The organism is Modestobacter marinus (assembly GCF_019799945.1).
Lineage (GTDB): Bacteria > Actinomycetota > Actinomycetes > Mycobacteriales > Geodermatophilaceae > Modestobacter > Modestobacter marinus_B.
In genome coordinates, this window is record NZ_JABGCH010000006.1 from 106,750 (window position 1) to 132,796 (window position 26,047).

The window sequence follows — 26,047 nt, forward strand, 5'->3', positions numbered from 1 at the left end:
TCGAAGCCGGGTCTCCCCGGCGGCCGAAGTGGGGTCCAACCGCAGCATGAGCAGCATCTCCCGGGAGGACGTGGCGCATCTCGCCCGCCTGGCCCGGCTGGCCGTGACCGACGAGGAGCTCGACCGGTTCGCCGGGCAGCTCGATCAGGTGCTCTCCGCCGTCGCGCGGGTGGGCGAGGCCGCGGTCGCCGACGTCCCGCCGATGTCGCACGCCGTCCCGCTCACCAACGTCACCCGGCCCGACGAGGTCACCCCGTGCCTGTCCCGCGACGCCGTGCTGGCCGGCGCGCCGGCCGCGGAGGACGGCCGGTTCCGGGTGCCGCGCATCCTGGGTGAGGAGGAGTGAGCACGGCGATGACGACGCGCGAGCGAGCATCGCAGGGAGCGCCAGCGACCGAGGAGCGGAACGAGTGCGGAGTCGAGCGATGAGCGACGTGCAGCTCACCACCAAGGACGTCGCCGAGCTCTCCCGGCTGCTCACCGCCGGGGACGTCAGCGCCGTCGACGTGACCCGTGCCCACCTCGACCGCATCGCGGCCGAGGACGGCGGGCTCGGCTCCTACCTGCACGTCGACCCGGACGCTGCGCTGGCCTCGGCGGCCGCCGTCGACCAGGCCCGCAGCGCCGGCGCCGAGCTCGGCCCGCTGGCCGGCGTCCCGGTCGCGCTCAAGGACCTCGTGGTCACCGAGGGCGTGCCGACGACGAGCGGCTCGAAGATCCTCGAGGGCTGGCGTCCGCCCTACAGCGCCACCATCGCCTCCCGCCTGGCCGACGCCGGCACCGTCCTGCTCGGCAAGACCAACATGGACGAGTTCGCGATGGGGTCCTCCACCGAGAACTCGGCCTACCAGGTCACCCGCAACCCGTGGGACCCCTCCCGGATCCCGGGCGGCTCGTCCGGCGGGTCCAGCGCGGCCGTCGCCGGGCACCTGGCACCGTGGGCGATCGGCACCGACACGGGTGGCTCCATCCGGCAGCCGGCCGCGGTGACCGGGCTGGTGGGCCACAAGCCGACCTACGGGGCGGTGTCCCGCTACGGCCTCATCGCCTTCTCCTCCAGCCTCGACCAGGCCGGCCCGATGGCCCGCACCGTGCTGGACGCGGCGCTGATGCACGAGGTGATCGCCGGGTACGACCCGCGCGACTCCACCAGCATCGACGCCCCGGTGGCGCCGCTGGCCGCGGTCGCCCGGACCGGTGCCGAGGGCGACCTGCGCGGGGTCAAGGTCGGCGTCGTCCGCGAACTGGGCGGGGAGGGGCACACCGACGGCTACGAGCCCGGCGTGCTCGCCCGCACCCGCGAGGCGATCGAGCGGCTCGCGGCGCTCGGCGCCGACGTCGTCGAGGTGTCGTGCCCGTCCTTCGACCTGGCGCTGCCGGCCTACTACCTCATCGCCCCCAGCGAGGCGTCGAGCAACCTGGCCCGCTACGAGGGGATGCGCTTCGGCCTGCGGGTCGGCGACGACGGCAGCCACGACCTCGACGAGGTCATGGCGCTCACCCGGGAGCAGGGCTTCGGTCCCGAGGTCAAGCGCCGCATCATCCTGGGCACCTACGCGCTGTCCAGCGGCTACTACGAGGCCTACTACGGCCAGGCGCAGAAGGTGCGGACGCTGATCACCCGGGACTTCACCGCCGCCTTCGACGGGGTGGACGTGCTGGTCAGCCCGACCACCCCCAGCGTCGCGTTCCCGCTCGGCGCCCGGGTCGACGACCCGCTGGCGATGTACGCCGCAGACCTGTGCACCCTGCCGGCCAGCCTGGCCGGGCTGCCGGCGATCTCGGTGCCCAGCGGCCTGTCCGACGGGCTCCCCGTCGGTCTGCAGATCATGGCCCCCGCCCTCGCCGACGACCGCTGCTACCGGGTCGCCGCCGCGCTCGAGGCCGTCCAGGACGCGGCCCGCGGCCACCGGCTGCTCGACGAGCTGCCCAGCGCGGCGGGGGTGCGGGCATGAGCGGTGCGCTCAAGGCCGCGTGGGCGCTGACCCTGTTCGTGATCGTCGTGGGCATCGTCGGCTGGGCCACCACCGGCCGGTCCGTCTTCGCCATCTTCGTCATCCTGGGCGTGCTCACCGGCACGGCAGCCGTTCTCGTGTTCCGCACGGCACCGCCCAGCTCGTCCTCGTCCGGGGAGCGCAAGTGACCACAACGACAGGCGACCGCCTGGTCGAGTTCGACGACGTCGTCGCCCGCTACGAACCGGTCATCGGGCTGGAGACGCACGTCGAGCTGGGCACCGCGTCGAAGATGTTCTGCGGCTGCCCCACCACCTTCGGCGCCGAGCCGAACACCCAGACCTGCCCGGTCTGCCTGGGCATGCCCGGCTCGCTGCCGGTGGCCAACGCCGCGGCGATCGAGGCCACCATCCGGATCGGGCTCGCGCTGGGCTGCCGGATCGCCAGCTGGTGCCGCTTCGCCCGGAAGAACTACTTCTACCCGGACATCCCCAAGGGCTTCCAGACCAGCCAGTACGACGAGCCGCTGTGCACCGCCGGGCACCTGGACGTCGAGGTCGACGGTGAAACCTACCGCGTGGAGATCGAGCGGGTGCACCTCGAGGAGGACACCGGTAAGAACCTGCACGTCGGTGGCGCCACCGGCCGCATCCACGGCGCCGACCACTCGCTGGTCGACTTCAACCGGGCCGGCATCCCGCTGGTCGAGATCGTCACCCGCCCGGTCCCCGGCGTGGGAGCCAGGGCACCGGAGGTCGCCCGGGCCTACGTCGCCGAGCTGCGGGACATCGTCCAGGCGCTCGGCGTCTCCGACGTGCGCATGGAGCAGGGCAGCCTGCGCTGCGACGTGAACACCTCGCTGGCGCCGGTCGGCAGCCTCGAGTGGGGCACCCGCACCGAGACCAAGAACGTGAACTCGCTGCGGTCGGTGGAGCGCGCCGTCCGCTTCGAGATGCGCCGCCAGGCCGCCGTCCTGGACGACGGTGGGCGCGTGCTGCAGGAGACCCGGCACTTCCACGAGGAGACCGGCTCCACCTCTCCCGGGCGCAGCAAGGAGGAGGCCACCGACTACCGGTACTTCCCCGAGCCGGACCTGGTGCCGATCGCCCCGGACGCCGAGTGGGTGGAGAAGCTCCGCGTGGACCTGCCCGAGCTGCCGGCCGCGCGCCGCGCGCGGCTGCAGCAGGAGTGGGGGCTGCCGGCCACCGAGATGACCTGGCTGGTCAACGCCGGGGCGCTTGGCCTGGTGGAGGAGACGGTCGCCGCGGGCGCGAGCCCGGCCGAGGCCCGCAAGTGGTGGCTCGGCGAGCTGGCCCGGCGGGCCAACGACGCCGGCGTGGACCTCACCGGGCTGGCGGTGACCCCGGCGCAGGTCGCGGAGCTGACCCGGCTGGTCGCCGAGGGCACGATCAACGACAAGCTGGCCCGGCAGGCCCTCGACGGCGTGCTGGCCGGCGAGGGTGGCCCGGCCCAGGTGGTCGAGGCCCGCGGCCTGGCGGTCATGGGGGAGTCCGACGAGCTCGTCGCCGCGGTCGACGCCGCGATCGCGGGCGCCCCGGACGTCGTCGCCAAGGTGCAGGCCGGCAAGGTCCAGGCGCTCGGCGCGCTGGTGGGCGCGGTCATGAAGACCACGCGCGGCAAGGCCGACGCCGCGACGGTCAAGCGGATGCTCGAGGAGCGGATAGTCGTTTCCTGATCCGGCGCGGCAGCGCCTAGCCTCCCGGGCTGTGGCGCTGCCCCCGGTCGAGCTGCGCCCGCTCCGGCGGGCGGACTTCCCGCTGCTCTCCCGCTGGCTCGCCGAGCCGCTGGTGGCGCGGTGGTGGGACCACGACCCGAGCCCCGAGGCGGTCGAGAAGGATTTCGGCCCGTGCGTCGACGGCACCGACCCCACCGCGATCTACCTGGGGGTGTCCGACGGCGAGCCGTTCGGCCTGGTGCAGGTGTACCGGATCGACGACGAGGCCGAGTACGTCGAGGAGCTGGCGTCGGTCTGCGCGGTCCCGCCCGGCGCGCTGAGCATCGACTACCTGGTCGGAGAGCCCAGCGCCCGCGGCCGCGGCCTCGGCGCGGCGCTGATCGCGGCCGGCGTCGCCCGCGGGTTCGCCGACCACCCGGACGCGCAGGACGTGCTGGTCCCGGTCGCGCTCGGCAACGAGCGGTCGTGGCGGGCGCTGCAGCGCGCCGGCGGGACCTGGTACGCGGCGGGGGAGATGGAGCCGGACAACCCGATCGACCCCCCGGACCACGTGGTCCACCGGTTCAGCCGGTCCCCCTAGAGAGCCGAGCCGGGGTCCGAGGACGGCGGCAGGATGCGCAGGACCTTGTCGTCATCGCCGGCCGGGGAACCGATCCCGTCCCGGTTGGACGTGGTGATCCACAGCGCGCCCTCGCTGTCCAGCGCCAGGCTGCGCAGCCGCCCGTACTGCCCGTCCAGGAGCGCCTCGGGCTCACCGACCGGCGTCCCGGTGCCGTCGAGCTCGACGACGTGGACCTGCTCTCCGTCGAGCGCGCCGAGGAACACCGTGGTCCCGGCGAGGGCGCAACCACCCAGCCCCGCCTCGGCCGCGGGCACCTCGAGCACCGGCTCGCTCCCGCCGGGCCCGTGGTCCGCGCCGGAGCTGAGCGCGGCCAGCTCGTCGGGCCCGTCGAGGGCGTCGTCGGTGGCGTACAACCGGCCGTCGCCGCCCAGGCACAGGGCCGGGACGTCGCGGTGCCCCCGGGAGAACACCGGGCCGCTCGTGCCCACCGGCTGGCCGAACACGTCGACCGCGAGAACCTTGCCGGCCAGCGACGCCGCGTCCGCGGCCAGCGCGGCGTTCCCCGTGTCGCCGGTGCCGACGTAGAGGGTGCCGTCCGGGCCGAAGACCAGCCCGCCGCCGTTGTGCACCTCGCCCCGCGGGATCCCGGGGACCACCGTGTTGGGGGTGCCGCCGATCGGGAACCGGACCACCCGGTTGTCGGTGGCCGTGGAGACGTAGGCGTAGAACAGCCCGTCCTCGGCGTACGTGGGCGAGAGCGCCAGCCCCAGCAACCCGCCGTCCCCGCCGGTGTCCACGGGCACGGTCATCAGCTCCCGGGCGGGGGAGCGATCGGGGAACACCTGCAGCAGCCGGCCGGTGTCCCGCTCGCCGACCACCGCCGTCCCGTCGGGCAGCACCACCACGCCGGTCGGGACGGTGAGCCCGCCGGCCACGACGTTCGGATCGCCGTCCTGCTCGTCCTGGGTGCCGGGGGTCGAGGGGTCGCCGGGCACCGGGGCGGGAGCGCTCTCGCTGGGCGGGCCGACCTGTGGCGGCTGGCCCTGCGGCAGCTCGCGGAACGGTCCGGCGGGCTCGTAACCGCCGCCGCAGGCGGCCAGCAGCAGGCAGCCGAGCAGGCCGGCTGCCACCCGGCCCCGGGTCGCCGTCGTCCGCCGTCCCACGGGAGCCACAGTACGGGCCCGTGCGGACCGGACGGTCCGCCGCGGCCTAGGGTTCGGTGCCGTGCCCACGCTGGAACTCGGTCCCGACGAGCCGCTGCACGTGCTCGTGCCGTCCACCGCCCTCGCCGAGGCGGTCGAGGCCCTCTCCCCGCGGGTGCGGGCCCACCGCTTCGACCCGGCGGACGGGCCGCCCACCGGCGAGGCCGCCCGGGCGCAGGTGCTCGTGCCGCAGAGCGGGGGCGCGCTCCCCGACGGGGTGCTCGACGCCCTCCCGGAGCTGCGGCTGGTGCAGCTGACGAGTGCCGGCGCGGAGAAGTTCGTCGGCCAGCTGCCCGCGGGGGTGTGGCTGTGCAACGCCCGCGGTGCGCACACGCCCGCCACCGCGGAGTGGGCGGTCGCCGCGATGCTCGCCGCGCAGCGCGGGATCCCGCACTTCACCCGCGAGCAGGACGCCGGGTGCTGGTCGCCGCGCACCGAGCACTCGGTGGTCGGCGCGCGGGTGCTGATGGTCGGCGCCGGGGACATCGGCCGCGCGATCGGCCGGATGCTCGCCGGCTTCGACGTCGAGCTCACGTGGGTGGCGCGCACCGCCCGGGAGGGGGTGCACGGCTTCGCGGAGCTCCCTCAGCTCCTCCCGCACGCCGACGTCGTCGTGCTGATCGTGCCCGTCACACCGCAGACCACCGGCATGGTGGACGCCGCGTTCCTGGCCGCGATGGCTGACGACGCCCTGCTGGTGAATGCAGCCCGCGGCGTGGTGGTCGACACCGGTGCGCTGCTCGCCGAGCTGCGGTCGGGCCGGCTGCGGGCCGCGCTGGACGTGACCGACCCCGAGCCGCTGCCGGCGGGCCACCCGCTGTGGTCGGTGCCGGACCTGCTGCTAACCCCGCACGTGGCCGGCGCCGTGCCGGGCGCGGACGCCCGCGCCGCGGCCGCGGTCGTCGACCAGGTGGAGCGGGTGCTCGCGGGGAAGCCGCTGCAGAACGTCGTCAGCGACTACTAGGGGGCGGGGATGCGGCCGTTCGTCAGCTCGCTCATCCGGGGCAGGTCGCGCGGGCGGAGGACCGGCATCCGCAGCTGCGTGCCGGCCGTGGTCACCAGCCACAGCGCGCCGTTCTCGGCGACCCGGATGCCGGTCAGCCGCTCCCACGGCACGGTGCGCTCGGCGAGCAGCGAGCGCACCGTCACGCCCTGGTCGCCGAGGTCGACCCCGACCCGCAGCACCCACGCCGCGAGGGTCACCGGCACCACGAGGACCACGAGCAGCCACGGGCTGATCGTGGCCAGGGGGAGGAGGCAGATGGCGAGCAGGACGACGGGGAGCAGCGCCGTCCGGCTCATCCGCATGCGGGCGACAGCCACCCCCTGATCTTCCCAGACGGTGGAACGGCACCCCGTCAGCCGCTGCTGAGCCGGGCCAGCCGGGTGGCGCTGTCGGAACCCGGGACCGCGGTGTAGACGACCAGGTGCAGGTCGGGGGAGTCGGCCAGGGTCAGCTGGTGGTGCTCCAGGAGGAGGCTGCCGACCCCGGGGTGCTCGAAACGCCGTTCGCTGGAGCTGAACTGGTCGACGTCGTGACTCGCCCAGCCAGCCCGGAAGTGCTCACTGGCCTGCTGCAGCCGGTCGACCAGGTCCACGACGGCCGCGTCGTGCACCCGGCCACCGACCTCGGCCCGGAACTGGGTCAGGAAACGCCTGCTGTCGGTCGTCCAGTCGCCGAGCAACTCCCGTACGTAGGCGTCGGTGAACACCACCCAGAGCAGGTTGCGGTCGGCGGGCACAGCGGTGGCCACGCCCGGGTAGAAGCGCTCGTACGCGGCGTTCCAGCCGACGATGGACCAGTCGTGGGTGATCACGTAGGCGGGGGAGTCGCCCAGCGCGTCGAGCAGTCGTTGCGCGTGCGCGGGCAACCGGCCGTTCCCGCCGTCGGTCGCCGGCGCGGCAGCGAGGCCGGCCAGGCGAAGCACGTACCGGTGCTCGGCCGGCGACATCCGTAGCGTGCGCGCGACGGCGTCGACCACCTGCCGGGACGGCCGGATGTCCCGACCCTGCTCCAGCCACGTGTACCAGGTGTGGCTGACGCCCGAGAGCAACGCGACCTCCTCCCGGCGCAGGCCCGGCGTCCGGCGGGAGCCACTGACAGGGACGCCGAGATCGCTCGGGTCCAGCTGCCGTCGGCGAGATCGCAGGAAGTCGCCCAACTCCGTCCGCGACGACCGGTTCACCCACTGCTCCTCGGGACGGTGGTGGTGCTGGTACCAGCATGATTGCCCCCTTGTCCTCCCCGCGCATCGCCCTCAGGGTGGGGGGCGCCGACCGGCCGGACCCCAGCGCCGGCGGTCTGCACACCGGATCGGGAGGAACAGCGCGATGACCACGACCCAGCCCGGCAAGCCGCCGGCGGCACCCAGCACCGGCAGGACGTCGGGGGCGCCGACGTCCAGCGGCCTACCATCGCCGGTCGTGACGACCGTGGAAGAGCGCCCCGACAGCACCACCGCCGCACCCGGCGTGGACATCAAGCCCCGCAGCCGCGAGGTGACCGACGGCGACGCCAAGGCCCCGGCCCGGGCGATGCTCCGGGCGGTCGGGATGGGCGACGAGGACTTCGCCAAGCCGCAGATCGGCGTCGCGTCGTCCTGGAACGAGATCACCCCCTGCAACCTCTCCCTGGACCGGCTCGCCAAGCGGGCGAAGGAGGGCGTGCACGCCGCCGGCGGCTACCCGCTGGAGTTCGGCACGATCTCCGTCTCCGACGGCATCTCGATGGGCCACGAGGGCATGCGCGCCTCGCTGGTGTCCCGGGAGGTCATCGCCGACTCGGTCGAGACCGTCATGTTCGCCGAGCGGCTGGACGGCTCGGTCCTGCTGGCCGGCTGCGACAAGTCCCTGCCCGGCATGCTGATGGCCGCCGCCCGGCTCGACCTGGCCAGCGTCTTCGTCTACTCGGGCTCGACGCTGCCCGGCAAGCTCGGGGACAAGGACCTGACGCTCATCGACGTCTTCGAGGGCGTCGGCGCGTGCGCCGCCGGCAAGATCACCCGGGACGAGCTCACCGCCATCGAGAAGAACGCCTGTCCCGGCATGGGCTCGTGCGGCGGCATGTACACCGCCAACACGATGGCCAGCGTCGCCGAGGCGCTGGGCATGGCGCTCCCGGGCAGCGCCGCGCCGCCCGCGCCGGACGCCCGGCGGGACGCCGTCGCGATCGCCTCCGGCGAGGCCGTGGTGAACCTGCTGCGCAAGGGCATCACCGCCCGGCAGATCATGACCAAGGAGGCGTTCGAGAACGCCATCACCGTCGCGATGGCCCTCGGTGGCTCCACCAACGCCGTCCTGCACCTCATGGCGATCGCGCACGAGGCCGAGGTCGAGCTGACCCTCGAGGACTTCAACCGGATCGGCGACCGCACCCCGCACCTGGCCGACGTGAAGCCGTTCGGCCGGTACGTGATGACCGACGTCGACCGGATCGGCGGCGTGCCGGTCGTCATGCGGGCGCTGCTGGACGCCGGGCTGCTGCACGGCGACGTGCTCACCGTCACCGGCCGGACGCTGGCCGAGAACCTGGCCGAGATCGCCCCGCCGGACCCCGACGGCGCGATCATCCACGCGATGAACGACCCGATCCACAAGACCGGTGGGCTGACCATCCTGCGCGGGTCGCTGGCCCCCGAGGGCGCCGTGGTGAAGTCGGCCGGCTTCGACGCCGACGTCTTCGACGGCACCGCACGGGTCTTCGACGGCGAGCAGGGCGCGATGGACGCCGTCACCGAGGGCACCCTCACGCGGGGCGACGTCGTCGTCATCCGCTACGAGGGCCCCAGGGGCGGCCCGGGCATGCGCGAGATGCTCGCCGTGACCGGCGCGATCAAGGGCGCGGGCCTGGGCAAGGACGTCCTCCTGCTCACCGACGGCCGGTTCTCCGGCGGCACCACCGGCCTGTGCGTGGGGCACATCGCGCCGGAGGCGGCCGACGGCGGCCCGATCGCATTCGTCCGGGACGGCGACCCGATCCGGCTGGACCTCGCCGCCCGCACCCTCGAGCTGCTGGTCGACGAGGACGAGCTGGCGCGCCGCCACGAGGGCTGGGCGCCGCCGGCGCCGCGGTACACCAAGGGCGTGCTCGGCAAGTACGCCAAGCTGGTCGGTTCCGCGGCCTCGGGCGCCGTCTGCGGCTGACCCGCACCACCGGACCGCCCCGGGGAGGGCACCGCCCGAACGGGTGATCCCTCCCCGGGTGAGGCTGCAGTTCCGCGTCCGCACCGCCGACTCTTGCGGTGTGGAGTGGAACCGCCGGTGGCGCCGCGCGGGCTGGCTGCTCGCCGTTCCGGTGCTGACCGGGGCCGCGGGTGCGGCCGGTCCGCTCGCCGCCGACCTCCTCCTCGCCCCCGGGAACGCCCCGGCGCAGCCGCCGCTGTGGCCGGCCGCCGTCCCCGCCGTCCTGGTCGGGCTCGTCGCGGGCCTCGCCGTGGTCTGGCGGGCCGAGGCGCGGGCGGCCGAACGGCTGCGCCGCAGCGAAGCCCACTACCGCGCGCTGGCGAGCTCCAGCAACGACGCAGCACTGGTCGTCGACGGGGAACTGCGCGTCACCGGCGTCGCGCCGGCCCTGGAGCCGCCGGCCGGCCCCGGGCGGCCCCCGCTGGCCGGGCAGCTGCTCGTCGACGTCGTCCACCCGGACGACGCAGACGAGCTCGTCCACTGGCTCCACGACGCGGCCGCCGGCGCGCCCACCGGGCTGCACGGCTTCCGGATCCCGGCCGCGGCCGGCTCCTGGCGCGTGCTCGAGGCCGGGGTGAGCGACCTGCGCGAGGACGCCGACGTCCGTGGCCTGGTGCTGCACTGCCGCGACGTCACCGACCGGGCCGACCGCGAGCACGAGCTGCGCGCGCTGGCCTACACCGACTCCCTGACCGGGCTTCCGAACTGCGCCGCCCAGCGGGCGGCGCTGCGCGAGCTGCTCGCCGCCCAGCGGCCGGACGTCACGCTGCTGCAGCTGGAGCTGCACGGGATCGGCGAGGCGCGGGAGGCCCTGGGCCGGGCGGGCGCCGACGCCGCCCTGACCGAGGTCGCCCGGCGGCTGCGGGCCACGGTGCGCGCCGACGACCACGTCGCCTGCACCGGCCCCGAGCAGTTCACCGTCCTGGCCACCGGCACCGGCGACGAGCCGGACCGGCTCGCCGACCGCCTGCTGTCCATCATCGAGACGCCGATCGCCACGGGGACGGCGTTCGTCGACCTGACCGCGGTCGTCGCACTGGTGCCGCTCACCGGGGACCTCACCGAGGAGCAGGTGATCGACCGCGCCGAGCTGGCCGTCGCCGACGCCCGCGCGGCGGGGGAGGGCTCGGTGCGCCGCTACCGGGCCGAGCTCGGCGCGGTGCGGGACCGCCGGGACCAGCTGCGCGGCGACCTGGCCGGCGCGCTGGACCGGCGCGAGCTCACGGTGCTCTGGCAGCCGGTGGTCGCGCTGGAGGACCACCGGGTGAACGGCGTCGAGGCGCTGCTGCGCTGGCGGCACCCGGTCCTCGGCGACGTGGCGCCGGACGAGGTGCTGGCCGTCGCCGAGCGGGCCGGGCTGGTCGTCGCCCTGCACCGCTGGGTGCTGCGCGAGGCGATCGCCGCGTCGGCCCAGCTCTCCGTGCACGCCCCGGGGATCAACATCGCGGTCAACGCCGCTCCCGCCCACGTGGCGGCCGGCACCCTGGTGGACGACGTCGCGGCGGCGCTCGCCGAGGGCCGGCTCCCGGCGGACCGGCTGGTGATCGAGCTGCCGGAGGAGGCGTTCGAGCTCCCGCGCGCGACCGACGACGTCGCGGCGCTGCGGCTGATGGGCGTGCGCCTGGCCCTCGACGACCTCGGCGGGAGCCGGCCCACGCTGTCCCGCGCGGGCGGGCTGCCGGTCGACATCATCAAGCTGGACCGCTCGCTGCTGGCGCGGGTCGACCGCGACCGGCACGCCCGGGCGGTCTGCGAGGCGGTCGTCGGGCTCGGGGCCGCGTTGCGCGTCGACGTCGTCGCCGAGGGGGTGGAGACGGCCGGGCAGCTCGCCGTCCTGCGGGCGATGGGCTGCGGGTACGCCCAGGGCTTCCTGCTGTCCCGGCCGATCCCGCTGCCCGTGCTGGTGGAGCTGCTCCGCTCCGGCGAGGGCACGCTGTGGCCCGGCGCGGTCGGCGGGACGCCGGCCGGGCGCACTCCGGTGCTGGACGGGGCGCAGGTCCGATGACCACGGCTGCGGTCCCGGCGACCGCGCTGCTCTCCGTGCCCGCGGTCCGCTGGCCGCGGCGGGCGGTCCTCGGACTGCTCGGCGCCCTGGGGGTCGCGCTCGTCGTCGCCGAGGTCGCGTGGCCGGCGGCGTCCCGGTACACCGGTCCGGCGCTGCTCGCCGCGGCGTCGCTGGCGATCTTCGTCCTCGTGCTGCGGCACAGCCGTCGCGTCGACCCGCTGTCCGCCCGGCCGTGGCGGTCCTTCGCCGTCCTCACCGCACTGCTCGCCGTGGGGGAGGGGCTCGCCGCCGTCCTCGGCAACGGGGTCAACGCGGCGGAGGCCGGGCCGCAGGACGTCGCCCTCGTGACCGCCCTGCCGTTCGCGGTGTTCGGCTGCCTGCGGCTGATCCGCTCGGTCGGGCGGATCGGCACCCGCGTGGTGCTGGACGCCGTCGTCGCCCTGGTGGCGCTCGCCGCGCTGCTGCACGTCGTCCTCACCGCCGCGGTCGGCCCGCTGACCTCGTCGGCCGACTCGCTGATGCTGCTCGGCTACCCGGCCGCCGGCGTGCTGCTGTGCTCGGTCGGCCTGGTCACCTTCGCGGGGGTCGGCAACGCCCGGCGGGCCGCCGCCGGCTGGCTGCTGGCGTGCTTCGCCTCCGTCGCGGTCGTCACGGTCAGCGGCGCGATCTCCGCGGTGCAGCCCAGCGCCCTGCTCGACGTCCTCACCGGCCTGGCCTGGCTGGCGATGCTCGCCTCCGGCACGCTCGCGGTGGCCGCCGACCCCGGGCAGGGCCCGGCCGAGGACGGCGACCGGCGGACGGTGCCGCTGCTGGGCGTCGTCATCGGCTACTGCGCCGCCTACGGGGTGGTGCTCGTGCTGCTCGCCACCCGGATGGCCGGCCGGCCGATCCACCCGGTCGAGGCGGTGGCCGTCGCGCTGCTCCTGGTGCTCACCTTCGTGCGCACCCTGGTCTGGGCCGCCGACGGCGCGCGGCTCACCCGGCAGGTGCTGCGCGCCGAGGACTTCTTCCGCTCGCTGGTGCACAGCGCCGCGGACATCACGATCGTGCTCGACCACCGGAGCCGGATCACCTGGGACTCCGGCGCGGGCAGCCACCCGCACGGCTGGTCGGCTCGCGACCTGGAGGGCCGGCCGCTCGAGGACTTCGTGCACCGGGACGACCGGGCGGAGCTGCTGGCCGCCGTCGACCCGGCCGCCGACCCGGAGGAGTCCCGCGGGCGGACCTTCCGGCTGCGCGCCAAGGACGGCGGCTGGCGGGCCTACGAGACGGTGCGCGTCGTCCCCGTCGGAGCCCTCCAGACGCCCGGCGAGCCCGCGGCGACCCCGCGCGGCGGCGACGGACTCGTCCTGCACCTGCGCGACGCCGACGACAAGCGGGCCAGCGCGCGGGAGCTGGAGCGGCTGGCCTACACCGACTACCTGACCAACCTGCCCAACCGGGCGCGGCTGATGGCCGCGCTGGGGGCCGCCCGCGCCCGGACGGGCGACGGTGATCCGGCCTGCCTGCTGCTGCTGGACCTCGACGGCTTCAAGGCCGTCAACGACATCGCCGGCCACGAGGCGGGGGACCTCCTGCTGGTCGAGGTCGCCGACCGGCTGCGCGCCTCGGTGCGCGACCGGGACCTGGTGGCCCGGCTGGGCGGGGACGAGTTCACGGTGCTCGTGCGCGCCGGGGTGGCGGAGGCCGGCGCCCTGGCCGAGCGGATCGTGTCCGACCTCGCCGGCGTGCACCGCTCGGTGCCCACGCCCGGCGCCGACCCGGACCTGGTGTTCGACGTCTCGTGCAGCATCGGGCTCGCCGAGCTGCACCCGACCGACGACGTCCCCACCACGATCCGGCACGCCGACCTCGCGCTGCGCGCGGCCAAGGCGGCCGGCAAGGGCTGCGTGCGCCGGCACGGGGAGGCGGCCGACAGCGCCACCGGCCGGCGCACCCGGCTGGCGCGCGACCTGCCCGACGCCCTCTCCCGGGGCGAGCTGCGGCTGGTCTACCAACCGGTCGTGGGCGTGGTCGAGCGCCGGGTCCTGGGGGTGGAGGCGCTGGTGCGCTGGGACCACCCCGTGCTCGGGGAGGTGTCCCCGGAGGAGTTCGTGCCGCTGGCCGAGGACGACGGCCTCATCGTGCCGCTGGAGCGCTGGGTGCTGGAGCAGGCGACCGCGGAGCTCGCCGGCCTGCTGCGGCGCGGTCTGGACCTCCAGCTCGGCATCAACGTCAGCGTGCGCCACCTGCAGTCGGGCACCCTGGCCCCCGACGTCGCCGCGGCCCTGGGCCGGGCGGGACTGCCGCCGGGCCGGCTGATGCTGGAGGTCACCGAGTCGCTGTTCCTGTCCGAGCCCGACCGCGCCGACAGCGACCTGCAGACGCTGCACGACTTGGGCTGCGTCATCTCGCTGGACGACTTCGGGCGGGGCTACTCGAGCTTCGCCCTGCTGGCCCGGCTGCCCGTGGACGTGCTGAAGATGGACCGCGAGTTCCTGGCCGGCATCGAGGACGACCCGCGCAGCGCGGCGCTGGTGCACAGCGTGATCGAGCTGGGCCGCCGGTTGTCGTTCGACGTCGTGGCCGAGGGCGTGGAGACCGCGGGGCAGCTCGCCGTCCTGCGGGACCTGGGCTGCCGCTTCCTGCAGGGCTACCTGCTGGGCCGGCCGACCCCGCCGGCGGACCTGCCCGCGCTCATCGACGCGTTCGACGCCGGGCTGCTGGACGGCGGCCAGCCGTCCGCCGCAGCGCCCGTCGTCCCGGCGCCGCGGCAGCCCTGAGCCCGCCGTCCCAGGAACGGGACACCGGCTTCCCAGCCTGTGAGACGCTGTGGTTGACGCCGGCGGCGTGTGAGGCGCACAGTGTCGGGGTGCCCAGCACTCGCCAGCTCGTAGCGATCGCCTAGCGCGCCGGTCTCTCCCGACCGACGCGCCACCCCTCCGTGCCAGCGGCACGAGGGGTTTTTTGTTGGCCGGGAACGCCTGACCGGCCAACCGGCACCGCGACAGGCGTCCGCCAGCACCTCACCCCGCGCCCAGGGAGATCGTCCGAGATGAGCACCACCAGCAGCACCGGCCGCCCCGCCGCACCCGGCCCCACCGCTCCGTCCCGCCCCCCGGCGGTCGCGGCCCCCGGTGCCGGGCCCGCCCCGGCCACCCCGGTCCCGCCGACCGAGGCCGCCGCGGCGGCGACCCTGGGGGTGGAGACCGCCGCCCGCGCCACCCCGGCCACCCCGCGCCCGGCCACCGGCATCACCGGCGCGCAGAGCCTGGTCCGCTCCCTCGAGGCGGTCGGCGTGGAGGTGATCTTCGGGATCCCCGGCGGCGCGATCCTGCCGGCGTACGACCCGCTGTTCGACTCCGCCGTCCGGCACGTCCTGGTGCGCCACGAGCAGGGCGCCGGGCACGCGGCCACCGGGTACGCCCAGGCCACCGGCAAGGTCGGCGTCTGCATGGCGACCTCCGGCCCGGGCGCGACCAACCTGGTCACCCCGCTGGCCGACGCCTATATGGACTCGGTGCCGATGGTCGCCATCACCGGCCAGGTGCCCAGCGCCGCGATCGGCACGGACGCCTTCCAGGAGGCCGACATCCGCGGCATCACCATGCCGATCACCAAGCACAACTTCCTGATCACCGACGCCGCGGAGATCCCGCAGGCGATCGCCGAGGCCTTCCACCTGGCGTCCACCGGCCGGCCCGGCCCGGTGCTGGTGGACATCGCCAAGGACGCGCTGCAGGCCACCACCGATTTCGCCTGGCCGCCGCGGCTGGACCTGCCCGGCTACAAGCCCACCACCCGGCCGCACGGCAAGCAGGTCCGGGAGGCCGCGGCGCTCATCGCCGCCGCCCGGCGCCCGGTGCTCTACGTCGGCGGCGGCGTGCTGAAGGCGCACGCGACCGAGCAGCTGGCCGAGCTCGCCGAGCTCACCGGCGCCCCGGTGGTCACCACGCTGATGGCCCGCGGCGCCTTCCCGGACAGCCACCCCCAGCACCTGGGCATGCCGGGCATGCACGGCACCGTCGCCGCGGTGACCGCGCTGCAGAAGGCCGACCTCCTGGTGGCGCTCGGCGCCCGGTTCGACGACCGGGTCACCGGCAAGCTGTCGAGCTTCGCGCCCGAGGCGCAGATCGTGCACGCCGACATCGACCCGGCGGAGATCGGGAAGAACCGCCGGGCCGACGTCCCGATCGTGGGCGACGCCAAGGCGACGATCATCGAGCTTGTCGCCGCGCTGCGGGCCGAGCACGCCGCCGGGAACACGCCCGAGCTGGGCGATTGGTGGACGCAGCTGGACGACTGGCGCACGCGTTACCCGCTGGGCTACGACTGGCCCGAGGACGGGATGCTGTCCCCGCAGTACGTCATCGAGCGGCTGGGCGCGATCGCCGGGCCCGACGCGATCTACGCCTCCGGGGTCGGCCAGCACCAGATGTGGGCCGCGCAGTTCATCAAGTACGAGAAGCCGATGACCTGGCTCAACTCCGGCGGCCTGGGGACCATGGGCTACGCCGTCCCGGCCGCGATGGGCGCGAAGTACGGCCGCCCGGACGCCACGGTGTGGGCGATCGACGGCGACGGCTGCTTCCAGATGACCAACCAGGAGCTGGCCACCTGCGCGATCGAGGGGATCCCGATCAAGGTGGCCATCATCAACAACGGCAACCTGGGCATGGTCCGGCAGTGGCAGACCCTCTTCTACCAGGGCCGTTACTCCAACACGGAGCTGGGCACGCACGGCGCCGAGGACACCCCGGACGCGCCCCGCCGGGTCCGCATCCCCGACTTCGTGACCCTCTCCGAGGCGCTGGGCTGCGTGGGCCTGCGCTGTGAGAGCAAGGACGACGTCGACTCGGTCATCGAGAAGGCGATGGCGATCAACGACGCCCCGGTGGTCATCGACTTCATCGTCGGCTGCGACGCCCAGGTGTGGCCGATGGTGGCCGCGGGGTCGAGCAACGACGAGATCCTGGCCGCGCGCGACGTGCGCCCGGTCTTCGGCGACGGACAGGTGTAGGACCCCCTCTCCCCCCACCCCTCGCACGCTCGGGGCGGGCCCCTAAGAGGGGGCCGTCACGGTGCCAGTTGGCATACGAAAGGAAAGTCGGTCATGCCACGTCACACCTTCTCGGTCCTGGTCGAGAACAAGTCCGGTGTCCTCGCCCGCGTCTCCGCGCTGTTCAGCCGGCGGGGCTTCAACATCGAGTCGCTCGCCGTCGGGCCGACGGAGAACCCGGAACTCTCGCGGATGACGATCGTCGCCGACGCGGAGGCCGCGCCGCTGGAGCAGATCACCAAGCAGCTGAACAAGCTCATCGAGGTGATCAAGATCGTCGAGCTCGACGGCGATGCCGCCGTCCAGCGCGAGCTCCTGCTGGTCAAGGTCCGCGCGCCGATGACCGACCGGTCGCAGGTGCTGCAGACCGCCGAGCTGTTCCGCGCCCGGGTCATCGACGTCAACACCGACACCGTCACCCTCGAGGCGACGGGGACGCCGGACAAGCTGCAGGCCCTGCTCGCCGTGCTCACACCGCTGGGGATCAAGGAGATGGCCCAGTCCGGCACCGTCGCCCTGGCCCGCGGACCGCGGGCGATGAGCGGCGCCGGTACCTTGCGCCCGGTCGAGCGCTCCGCCTAGACCCCACCATCCACCACCGGGCTTTATCCCGATAAAGCACCAGACGAAGGGACGAACCACCGCATGGCCGCCGAGATCTTCTACGACGACGACGCCGACCTCTCGATCATCCAGGGGCGCACCGTCGCCGTCCTGGGCTACGGCAGCCAGGGCCACGCCCACGCGCTGTCGCTGCGCGACTCCGGCGTCGACGTCCGCGTCGGCCTGCCCGAGGGCTCGAAGAGCCGGCCCAAGGCCGAGGCCGAGGGCCTGCGCGTGGTCACGCCCGCCGAGGCGGCCGCCGAGGCCGACCTGATCATGATCCTGGCGCCGGACCACGTGCAGCGGAAGCTGTACGCAGAGTCGGTGGAGCCCAACCTGCAGGAGGGCGACGCGCTCTTCTTCGGCCACGGTTTCAACATCCGCTTCGGCTACATCAAGCCCCCGGCCGGCGTGGACGTCGCGATGGTCGCCCCCAAGGGCCCCGGTCACCTGGTGCGCCGCGAGTTCAGCGACGGCAAGGGCGTGCCCTGCCTGATCGCCGTGGAGCAGGACGCCAGCGGCTCGGCCCAGGCCCTCGCGCTCTCCTACGCCAAGGGGATCGGTGGCACCCGCGCCGGTGTCATCAAGACGACGTTCGCCGAGGAGACCGAGACCGACCTCTTCGGGGAGCAGGCCGTGCTCTGCGGCGGCATGTCCGCGCTGGTCACCGCCGGCTTCGAGACCCTCACCGAGGCCGGGTACCAGCCCGAGATCGCCTACTTCGAGTGCCTGCACGAGCTGAAGCTGATCGTCGACCTCATGTACGAGGGCGGCATCGCCAAGCAGCGCTGGTCGGTCAGCGACACCGCCGAGTACGGCGACTACACCTCCGGCCCCAAGGTCATCGACGCGCGCGTCAAGGAGACGATGAAGGAGGTCCTGGCCGCGATCCAGGACGGCTCCTGGGCCGCCGGCTTCATCGCCGACCAGGACGCCGGCGCGCCGGACTTCAAGGCCAAGCGCGCCGCCGCCGAGGCGCACCCGATCGAGGAGACCGGTCGCCAGCTCCGCGGCCTCATGAGCTGGGTCTCCGCGAGCGACGACTACACCGGCACCGCCGCCCGCTGACCAGACGCCACGGCCCCCGCAGCGCTCGCTGCGGGGGTCGTGGCGTCTGCCCTCCTGCAGGGTCCCGCCGCGAGCGTGCGAGCGGTGGGGCAGGAGGGTCCTTCATCAGCGACGCCGTTGCCGGTGGGCGCTGAAGTACTGGGCGGCCGGCCGCAGGCACAGCAGCACGAGCATCGCCAGCGCCGCGGCGAACGTCAGCAGGAACAGCACCACGCCGCCCGCCTCGCCCCCCTGACCTGTTCCGGACGCGGCGCCGAACAGAGCGACCACGAACATCAGCCCGGTGAAGGCGACGGTGATCGAGGCGCCGACCAGCAGGGGCACCCGGGTGCGACCGCGGACGGCGAGCGCGCTGCCCCAGACCATCAGCACCGTCCAGGCCAGGGCCAGGACGGCGAGCACGATGAAGAAGCCGCGCACCGAGTCCAGCTCCTCCGAGCCGAGGCCGCCGCCCAGCGAGGGGTCGCTCTCCTCGATCGTGTCGAACAGGTCGTCGATCAGCGCGCCGCCGGCCAGGAACAGCACGCTGACCAGGACGCCGAGCGCGCCGAAGACGAAGCCCAGGACGGCGGAGGTGACGACCCCGCCCGGCCGCGCCGGCGCGGCGTCCTGCCCGAAGCCGTACCCGCCGGGCGACCACTGCCCGGGCTGCGGCTGGCCGTACTGACCCGCGCCGTACTGCGGCTGGCCGTAGGGTAAGGCCCCGTGCTGGCCGTGCCCGTACTGGTCCTGTGCCGGCTGCTGACCCCACGCGGGCTGCTGTCCCCACGCCGGTGACCCGCCGTACTGCTGGTCGCGCTGCCCCTGCCCCCAGGCCGGCGGGTCGGGCTGCTGCGGTTGTCCACCGCCCGGGGCCGGTGGCCAGAACGGCGTCGTCTCCTGGCGGCCCGGGGGATCCTGGCGGCTCTGGTCGTCGTCCCGGTCGCTGCTCATGGTCTCCTCCGTACGGGGCCGGCGCACCGGTGCTGAGCAGTCAGGATGGCCGGGCCGGTGGCGTCGGGCAAGGAGCACCACCCTCCGGGGCGCGGTCCATCCAGTGGGACGATCGGGCCCCGTCGTCCCATTTCGGGTAGGGCGCTTCTAAGCTGTGGACCCGTGACCACGACCCTGCCCGTCGTCCTCATCGCCGAAGAGCTGGCCCCCAGCGTGCTGGAGGTGCTCGGCGGCGACGTCGAGATCCGGCACGTCGACGGCGCCGACCGGAGCGCACTGCTGCCGGCCCTGGCCGATGCCTCCGCGGTGCTCATCCGCTCGGCCACCCAGATCGACGCCGAGGCGCTGTCCGCGGCGCCGCAGCTCAAGGTCGTCGCCCGCGCCGGGATCGGGCTGGACAACGTCGACGTCCCCGCCGCGACCGAGCGCGGCGTGCTGGTGGTGAACGCCCCCACCTCGAACATCGTCAGCGCGGCCGAGCACGCCATCGCGCTCCTGCTGGCCGCGGCCCGCCACATCCCGGCCGCCGACGCGTCCCTGCGCCAGGGGCAGTGGAAGCGATCGAAGTTCTCCGGCGTAGAGGTGACCGAGAAGACCGTCGGCGTGGTCGGCCTGGGGCGGATCGGCGTCCTCGTGGCGCAGCGCCTGGCCGCCTTCGGGGTCAACCTGATCGCCTACGACCCCTACATCCAGCCCGGCCGGGCCGCCCAGCTGGGCGTGCGCCTGGTGACCCTGGACGAGCTGCTGCGGGAGTCGGACTTCATCACCGTCCACCTGCCCAAGACCCCGGAGACCCTGGGGCTGATCGGCGCCGAGCAGCTGGCGGCCACCAAGCGCGGCGTCATCGTCGTCAACGCGGCGCGGGGCGGCCTGGTCGACGAGGCCGCCCTCGCCGACGCCCTGCGCTCCGGGCAGGTCGCCGCCGCCGGCATCGACGTGTACGCCAAGGAGCCCTGCACGGACAGCCCGCTGTTCGAGCTGACCAACGTCGTCGTCACCCCGCACCTGGGCGCCTCGACCGCCGAGGCGCAGGACAAGGCGGGCAAGGCGGTGGCCCGCAGCGTGCGCCTGGCCCTGCAGGGCGACTTCGTCCCCGACGCGGTCAACGTCCAGGCCGGCGGTGTCGTCGCCGAGGACGTGCGGCCGGGCCTGCCGCTGGCGGAGAAGCTCGGCCGGGTGTTCACCGCGGTGGCCGGCGGGCTGGCGCAGTCGGTGCACGTCGACGTCCAGGGCAAGATCGCCGAGTTCGACGTCTCGGTCATCCAGCTCGCCGTGCTGCGCGGCGTCTTCGCGGACGTCGTCGAGGAGCCGGTGACCTACGTCAACGCCCCGCTGCTCGCTGACCAGCGGGGGCTGGACGTCACCCTGGGCAGCAGCACCGAGAGCCCGGACTACCGCAACCTGATCACCGTGCGCGGCGCGATGGCCGACGGCACCGGGGTCACCGTCTCGGGCACGCTCTACGGCAAGAACCAGGTGCCCAAGCTGACCGAGGTCGGCGGGTTCGACCTGGACCTCACCGCCGACGGCTACCTGCTCTTCTTCGTCTACACCGACCGGCCCGGCGTCGTGGGCGCCGTCGGGGCCGCGCTCGGCGAGGCCGGGGTGAACATCGCCGGTGCCCAGGTCAGCCGCACCACCCAGGGCGGCGAGGCGCTGATGGCGATCACCGTCGACAGCCCGGTCAGCGGGGAGCTGCTCGCCGACATCGCCACGCGCATCGGCGCCCGGCAGGCCCGCTCGGCGGACCTGAACCCCTTCTGATCCTGTAGCGAGCGTCCCGCCGGGGCCGCGCCGTCCACTCCGGACGGCGCGGCCCCGTCCCGTTCCAGAGTGCCGCCGAGCGCGGGCCCGCGGCATCTGCCGCGGTGGCCTGGGCCGAACGGGTGCTGACAGCCACCCTCCGCGCTTGGTCGGTACCGGTCCGTCACACATATCCGGTACATCGGGGTCCGTTGCCTCGCCCCACCCGTCCGGCTGCGCCGAACGGCCCCTTGGCCCCCTAACCTCCCGGACGACACGGTCATCTCGCTCGAGGCCGTCGACCCTGCCCGCGCGCGGGGTCGGCGGCCTGCCGGTACGGGGGCACGGCCTCCCCTTGCCCGAGCGGGTGTCCGACCGGAACAGCTGACAGGGGTGCACGTGGGAGCGACCGCATGGAGTTCGACCCGGACGGGCGGCAGAGGGCTCGCCGTCCGGACGGGGATCGTCGCCGTGGCGGCGGCCCTCACCGCCGCCGCAGGCTCCGGCGTCGCCAGCGCCGCCCCCGCGGTGGGGACGGCGTCCTCCCTCGACCAGGCGCCGCTGACCGCCGCGCAGCTGCGGGAGGTCGCGGCGCAGGCCGCGCGGACGGGGGCCGGGACCACCGAGCCACCCGAGAGCGGTCCGGCGACCTTCTTCATCGAGCTGGCCGCCCCGGCGACCTCCCAGGTCTACCGCGACACCCTGGCCACCGCCGGTCCGGCAGCCGCGGGGGCCGCCGCCAGCGCCGCCAAGGGCGAGGTCACCGCCGCGGCCGACCAGGTCATCGGCCAGCTGCCGGCCGCCGTTCCCGAGGCCTCGGTCCTCTACGAGACCAGCACCGTGCTGTCCGGCGTGGCCGTGCGCGCCGACGCCGCCGACCAGGACGTGCTCGAGCAGCTGGCCGGGGTGTCCGCGGTGCACCCGATCGTCCCGAAGAAGGTCGGGAACGCCGGCGCCGCCACGGTGGTGCAGGCGGTGCAGGCCTGGCAGGACCTGGGGAACACCGGCAGCGGCGTCTCCATCGGGATCATCGACACCGGGATCGACTACACCCACGCCGACTTCGGCGGCTCCGGCAGCGTGGCCGAGTTCGACGCCCTGCAGGCGGCCGAGGCGCAGCCCGCGCCGGCCGGGGTCTTCCCCAACGCGAAGGTGCGCGGCGGGCGGGACTTCGCCGGCGACGCCTACGACGGCGAGCTAAACCCCGTCGCCGCCCCGGACGACAACCCGCTGGACTGCAACGGCCACGGCTCGCACGTCGCGGGCACGGCCGCGGGCTACGGCGTCAACACCGACGGGTCGACCTACCGCGGCGGCTACGCGACGCTGGACCCCAAGACGCTCAGCGTCGGTCCCGGCATGGCCCCGGAGGCCGACCTCTACGCGCTGAAGGTCTTCGGCTGCCAGGGGTCGACCGAGCTCACCCTGCAGGCGATCGAGTGGGCGCTGGACCCCAACGGTGACGGCAGCCCCGAGGACCACCTCGACGTCATCAACCTGTCGCTGGGCTCGGACTACGGCCTGGCCGACGACGCCGACGCCATGGCGGTCGAGCGCGCCATGGAGCTCGGCATGCTGACCGTCCTCTCCGCGGGCAATGCGGGGGACAGCTACGACATCGCTGGCTCCCCGGGCAACGCGCCGCGCAGCATCGCGGTCGCGGCGACCAACGACGGCTTCGGCGTCTTCGACGGCTGGCAGGTCACCGCCCCGGCGGACCTGGTCCCGGGCGTCCGGCCCGGGCTGCGGTCGGTCGCCTACAGCGACACGGACGCCGCCGGTGCGACCAAGCCCGACGTGGTCGGTGACCTCATCGCCGCGCCCGCGGGCAACGAGGCCGCGTGCGAGCCGCTCCCGGCCGGGTACGCGGCCGGGCGGATCCTGCTGATCGACGCCGCCGGGTTCGCCTGCGGATCGGTCGTCAAGGGCGCCAACGCGGTGGCCGCCGGCGCGGCCGGCTTCCTGATCGTCTCCGACGACGACCTGCTGGAGACTGGCATCACCGGTGTCGCGGACATCCCCGGCATCCTCGTGACCGCCGGCGACGGGCAGGTCCTGACCGACGCCGTGGCCGCCGGTCAGACGGTGACGGTCACCTTCGGGCCGGGGCTCAAGGACGCCGCCGTCTTCGACGTGGCCGAGCAGGTCGACCTGGTGGCGACGTTCAGCTCCCGCGGGACGCGGCAGGAGAACGGCGTCAAGCCGGACCTCGCGGCGCCGGGGGTCACGCTCTACTCCGCGGCGGTGGGCACCGGGACCCGGGGCGTGAGCATCTCCGGGACGTCGATGGCCTCGCCGGCGACGGCCGGGGTCACCGCCCTCGTCCGGGCGGCACACCCGGACTGGACGACGGAGGAGGTCAAGGCCGACCTGATGAACACCGCCGCCCACGACGTCTTCACCGGGATGGGCCAGACCGGCCTCGAGTACGGCCCGAACCGGGTCGGCGCCGGGCGACTCGACGCGCTGGCCGCGGTGGGGAACACCGTGCTGGCCTACGCCGAGGCGGGGTCCGGGGTCGTGTCGGCGTCCTTCGGGGTCGTCGAGGTCGCCCAGGAGGAGGTCCAGGCCACCAGGACGATCACGGTGGCCAACAAGGGTGACGGCGCCGCGACCTACGGCATCGGCTACGAGGCCGCGGCCGAGCAGCCCGGGGTGACCTACACGTTCTCCGCCGACCAGGTCACGGTGGCGCCGGGTCAGACCAGCACCTTCACGGTCACGATGACCGCCGTCCAGGACCAGCTCCTCAAGGCCGGTGACCCGACCGTCTCGCAGAGCGGGGTGGACCTGGGGCGGCAGTTCCTCGGCGAGGCCAGCGGCCGCGTGGTGCTCACCCCGGCCGGCGGCCAGGGCGGCGAGCTGCGGGTCCCCGTGCACGCCAACCCAAAGCCCGCCTCGACGCTCACGGCCGAGGTGGCGCCGGACGGCGGCTCGATCACGCTGGCCGGTCAGGGTGTGGCCAACGGTCCGGCCTACGAGCCGACCTCCTACACCTCGCTGGTCACCGGCATGGAGCAGCTGGGCACCAGCCCCGAGCTGCCCCCGTGCACCACCGAGCTGCTGGAGAGCTGCTACAAGTCCGAGCTGGAGCGGTCGGTCGACCTCGCGCGGGTCGGGGTGACCACCGACGGGCTCGGGGGTCTGTACTTCGGGGTCGCGTCCCACGGCAAGGCCACCTCGCCGCAGACGGTGACCAACCACGGCGTCTTCATCGACGCCACGGGCGACGGCGTGTGGGACTACCAGATCACCACCGTCCGGCTCCCGGGCTACGACGCCCCGCTGGTCGTGGTGACCGACTCCGCCTTCACCCTGCTGCCCGCGGAGGCGCCCTACATCGGGTACCTGAACGTCGCGAACGGCACGATCGACACCAACACCTTCGACTCCGACGTCCAGATCCTGGCCGCGCCGATGTCGGTGATGCCGCTGATCACCGGTCGGATCGGGTTCGGGGTGCAGTCGTTCAGCGCCTACGGCACCGTGGACGACCTCGGCACGGGCACCTCGTCGGCCGGTCTGCCGGAGCTCGCGACGGAGCGGATGAGCTTCGACCCGATGACCCCGGGCCTGAGCTTCACCCCGGCCCAGTCGGGGCCGGCGGTGCTCGTGCCGGCCGCCGGGGGTGACGTCCTCACGATCACCCAGGACCCGGCCTCCTACGCGGCCGACGTGGCGATCGGCGGGGACAAGGGCGCGCTGGTGCTGTTCCAGCACAACGACGGCGCGACCGGCCGGGCGCAGTCGGTGGGCGTCCCGGTCCTCGAGGGTGCCGAGGCCGGGCAACTGCCGCCCGCCGTGGCCGCCGACGACCCGGCGGCCGCCCCGGCCGGCTGACCGGCACCGCACCGCAGCACCCGGACGCCCCCGCGAGCACCCCCTCGCGGGGGGCGTCCGCGCGTGCGGTGGCGGCCGGACCGGGAGCGCCCGATAGCCTCTGACCTCATGCGCCTGGCAGTGGTCCCCGGAGACGGCATCGGTCCCGAGGTGGTGGCCGAGGGCCTCAAGGTCCTCAACGCGGTCGCCCCCGACGTGGAGAGCACGCACTACGACCTGGGAGCGGCGCGCTGGCAGCGCACCGGCGAGCTGCTGCCGGACTCCGTGCTCGACGAGCTGCGCCAGCACGACGCCATCCTGCTCGGGGCGGTCGGCGACCCGAGCGTGCCCAGCGGCATCCTGGAGCGGGGTCTGCTGCTCAAGCTCCGCTTCGAGCTCGACCACCACGTGAACCTCCGCCCGGCGCGGCTCTTCGACGGCGTCCGGAGCCCGCTGGCCGACCCCGGCGTGATCGACATGCTCTGCGTGCGCGAGGGCACCGAGGGGCCCTACGTGGGCAACGGCGGCGTGCTCCGGCGCGACACCCCCCACGAGGTGGCCACCGAGGTCAGCCTGAACACCGCGTTCGGCGTCGAGCGCGTCGTCCGCTACGCCTTCGAGCGGGCCACCGCCCGCCCGCGCCGCCACCTCACGCTGATCCACAAGACCAACGTGCTGACCCACGCCGGGTCGCTGTGGTCGCGCACGGTGGAGGAGGTCTCCGCGGAGTTCCCGGAGGTCACCGTGGATTACCAGCACGTGGACGCGGCCGCGATGTTCTTCATCACCGACCCGGCCCGCTACGACGTCATCGTCACCGACAACCTCTTCGGCGACATCGTCACCGACATCGCCGCCGCGGTCACCGGCGGCATCGGGCTGGCGGCCAGCGGCAACCTGGACGTCTCCGGCACCAACCCGAGCATGTTCGAGCCCGTGCACGGCTCGGCCCCCGACATCGCCGGCACCGGCGTCGCCGACCCGACCGCGACCGTGCTGTCGGTCGGGCTCCTGCTGGAGCACCTCGGCCGCACCGAGCTGGCCAAGAAGGTCAACGCGGCGGTCTCGTTCGACGTGTCCACCCGGGACCCGCGCGGCCAGGTGCGCACCGCCGAGGTCGGCGACCGGCTGGCCGCACTTGCCGGCGGCTGACGAAGGCGGAAGGGCCCTCGAGGATCCGCTTGCCCCCGGGCACTCGCGAGCTCGCGCCGGGACCCGGCAAGGGGGGGCGGTTGCAGCAC

At 74.5% G+C, this 26,047-nt stretch carries 19 protein-coding genes; 15 read left to right on the top strand and 4 right to left on the bottom strand.

Features of this window, described 5'->3' with window-relative positions:
* Positions 1-46: 46 nt before the first annotated feature.
* From gatC to HK417_RS08100, 5 genes are all read left to right on the top strand, one after another.
* Complete coding sequence (gene gatC, locus HK417_RS08080) at positions 47-346, top strand: Asp-tRNA(Asn)/Glu-tRNA(Gln) amidotransferase subunit GatC (RefSeq protein WP_222265187.1); 300 nt, start codon at positions 47-49, stop codon at positions 344-346.
* 79 nt (positions 347-425) lie between these two features.
* A complete protein-coding gene (gatA, locus tag HK417_RS08085) occupies positions 426-1,955 on the top strand; it encodes an Asp-tRNA(Asn)/Glu-tRNA(Gln) amidotransferase subunit GatA (RefSeq protein WP_222265190.1) in 1,530 nt (509 codons plus the stop codon).
* Positions 1,952-2,143: a hypothetical protein gene (locus tag HK417_RS08090; RefSeq protein WP_222265192.1), complete on the top strand. Its 192-nt coding sequence runs from the start codon at positions 1,952-1,954 to the stop codon at positions 2,141-2,143. The genes gatA and HK417_RS08090 overlap by 4 nt, the downstream gene beginning before the upstream one ends.
* Positions 2,140-3,651 carry an Asp-tRNA(Asn)/Glu-tRNA(Gln) amidotransferase subunit GatB gene (gene gatB, locus HK417_RS08095; RefSeq protein ID WP_222265193.1) on the top strand — a complete coding sequence of 504 codons (1,512 nt, stop codon included), beginning with the start codon at positions 2,140-2,142 and terminating at the stop codon, positions 3,649-3,651. The genes HK417_RS08090 and gatB overlap by 4 nt, the downstream gene beginning before the upstream one ends.
* A 31-nt stretch (positions 3,652-3,682) precedes the next feature.
* A complete protein-coding gene (locus HK417_RS08100) occupies positions 3,683-4,231 on the top strand; it encodes a GNAT family N-acetyltransferase (RefSeq protein WP_222265195.1) in 549 nt (182 codons plus the stop codon).
* On the opposite strand, the gene HK417_RS08105 is transcribed toward HK417_RS08100, so the two are convergent.
* A complete protein-coding gene (locus HK417_RS08105) occupies positions 4,228-5,376 on the bottom strand; it encodes a PQQ-dependent sugar dehydrogenase (protein WP_222265197.1) in 1,149 nt (382 codons plus the stop codon). The two genes, HK417_RS08100 and HK417_RS08105, sit on opposite strands and share 4 nt — an antisense overlap.
* 61 nt (positions 5,377-5,437) lie before the next feature.
* Between HK417_RS08105 and HK417_RS08110 the strand changes: the two genes are divergently transcribed.
* On the top strand, positions 5,438-6,379 hold the full coding sequence (locus tag HK417_RS08110) for a 2-hydroxyacid dehydrogenase (RefSeq protein WP_222265199.1): 942 nt from the start codon (positions 5,438-5,440) through the stop codon (positions 6,377-6,379).
* Here HK417_RS08110 and HK417_RS08115 read toward each other — a convergent pair.
* On the bottom strand, positions 6,376-6,738 hold the full coding sequence (locus tag HK417_RS08115) for a PH domain-containing protein (RefSeq protein ID WP_308123444.1): 363 nt from the start codon (positions 6,736-6,738) through the stop codon (positions 6,376-6,378). The genes HK417_RS08110 and HK417_RS08115 overlap by 4 nt on opposite strands.
* Positions 6,739-6,773: 35 nt before the next feature.
* A complete protein-coding gene (locus HK417_RS08120; protein WP_222265201.1) occupies positions 6,774-7,601 on the bottom strand; it encodes a helix-turn-helix transcriptional regulator in 828 nt (275 codons plus the stop codon).
* Between the two features lie 238 nt (positions 7,602-7,839).
* Between HK417_RS08120 and ilvD the strand changes: the two genes are divergently transcribed.
* The 6 genes from ilvD (at position 7,840) to ilvC (ending at position 18,311) form a co-directional block, all read left to right on the top strand.
* Positions 7,840-9,558, top strand: a complete 1,719-nt coding sequence (ilvD, locus tag HK417_RS08125; RefSeq protein ID WP_222265203.1) for a dihydroxy-acid dehydratase — start codon at positions 7,840-7,842, stop codon at positions 9,556-9,558.
* Between the two features lie 100 nt (positions 9,559-9,658).
* Positions 9,659-11,602, top strand: a complete 1,944-nt coding sequence (locus HK417_RS08130; protein ID WP_222265205.1) for a putative bifunctional diguanylate cyclase/phosphodiesterase — start codon at positions 9,659-9,661, stop codon at positions 11,600-11,602.
* On the top strand, positions 11,599-14,364 hold the full coding sequence (locus HK417_RS08135; RefSeq protein ID WP_222265207.1) for a putative bifunctional diguanylate cyclase/phosphodiesterase: 2,766 nt from the start codon (positions 11,599-11,601) through the stop codon (positions 14,362-14,364). The genes HK417_RS08130 and HK417_RS08135 overlap by 4 nt, the downstream gene beginning before the upstream one ends.
* A 272-nt stretch (positions 14,365-14,636) precedes the next feature.
* Positions 14,637-16,601 (top strand): acetolactate synthase large subunit, encoded by a 1,965-nt coding sequence (locus HK417_RS08140; RefSeq protein WP_222265209.1) that lies wholly within the window; start codon positions 14,637-14,639, stop codon positions 16,599-16,601.
* 93 nt (positions 16,602-16,694) lie between these two features.
* Positions 16,695-17,222 (top strand): acetolactate synthase small subunit, encoded by a 528-nt coding sequence (gene ilvN / locus HK417_RS08145; RefSeq protein WP_222265211.1) that lies wholly within the window; start codon positions 16,695-16,697, stop codon positions 17,220-17,222.
* A 63-nt stretch (positions 17,223-17,285) separates the two neighbouring features.
* On the top strand, positions 17,286-18,311 hold the full coding sequence (gene ilvC, locus HK417_RS08150; protein ID WP_222265213.1) for a ketol-acid reductoisomerase: 1,026 nt from the start codon (positions 17,286-17,288) through the stop codon (positions 18,309-18,311).
* A 105-nt stretch (positions 18,312-18,416) separates the two neighbouring features.
* Here the strand turns inward: ilvC and HK417_RS08155 are convergent, their stop codons facing one another.
* Positions 18,417-19,244, bottom strand: coding sequence for a hypothetical protein (locus tag HK417_RS08155; RefSeq protein WP_222265215.1), 828 nt, complete (start codon positions 19,242-19,244; stop codon positions 18,417-18,419).
* Positions 19,245-19,406: 162 nt separating this feature from the next.
* Here HK417_RS08155 and serA point away from each other — a divergent pair, with 162 nt between their 5' ends.
* The 3 genes from serA (at position 19,407) to HK417_RS08170 (ending at position 25,958) form a co-directional block, all read left to right on the top strand.
* The gene (serA, locus tag HK417_RS08160) at positions 19,407-21,008 is read left to right on the top strand and encodes a phosphoglycerate dehydrogenase (protein ID WP_222265217.1); all 1,602 of its coding nucleotides are present in this window, start codon (positions 19,407-19,409) and stop codon (positions 21,006-21,008) included.
* A gap of 378 nt (positions 21,009-21,386) precedes the next feature.
* On the top strand, positions 21,387-24,827 hold the full coding sequence (locus HK417_RS08165; RefSeq protein ID WP_222265219.1) for a S8 family peptidase: 3,441 nt from the start codon (positions 21,387-21,389) through the stop codon (positions 24,825-24,827).
* Between the two features lie 108 nt (positions 24,828-24,935).
* Positions 24,936-25,958: a 3-isopropylmalate dehydrogenase gene (locus HK417_RS08170; RefSeq protein WP_222265221.1), complete on the top strand. Its 1,023-nt coding sequence runs from the start codon at positions 24,936-24,938 to the stop codon at positions 25,956-25,958.
* Positions 25,959-26,047: the final 89 nt, after the last annotated feature.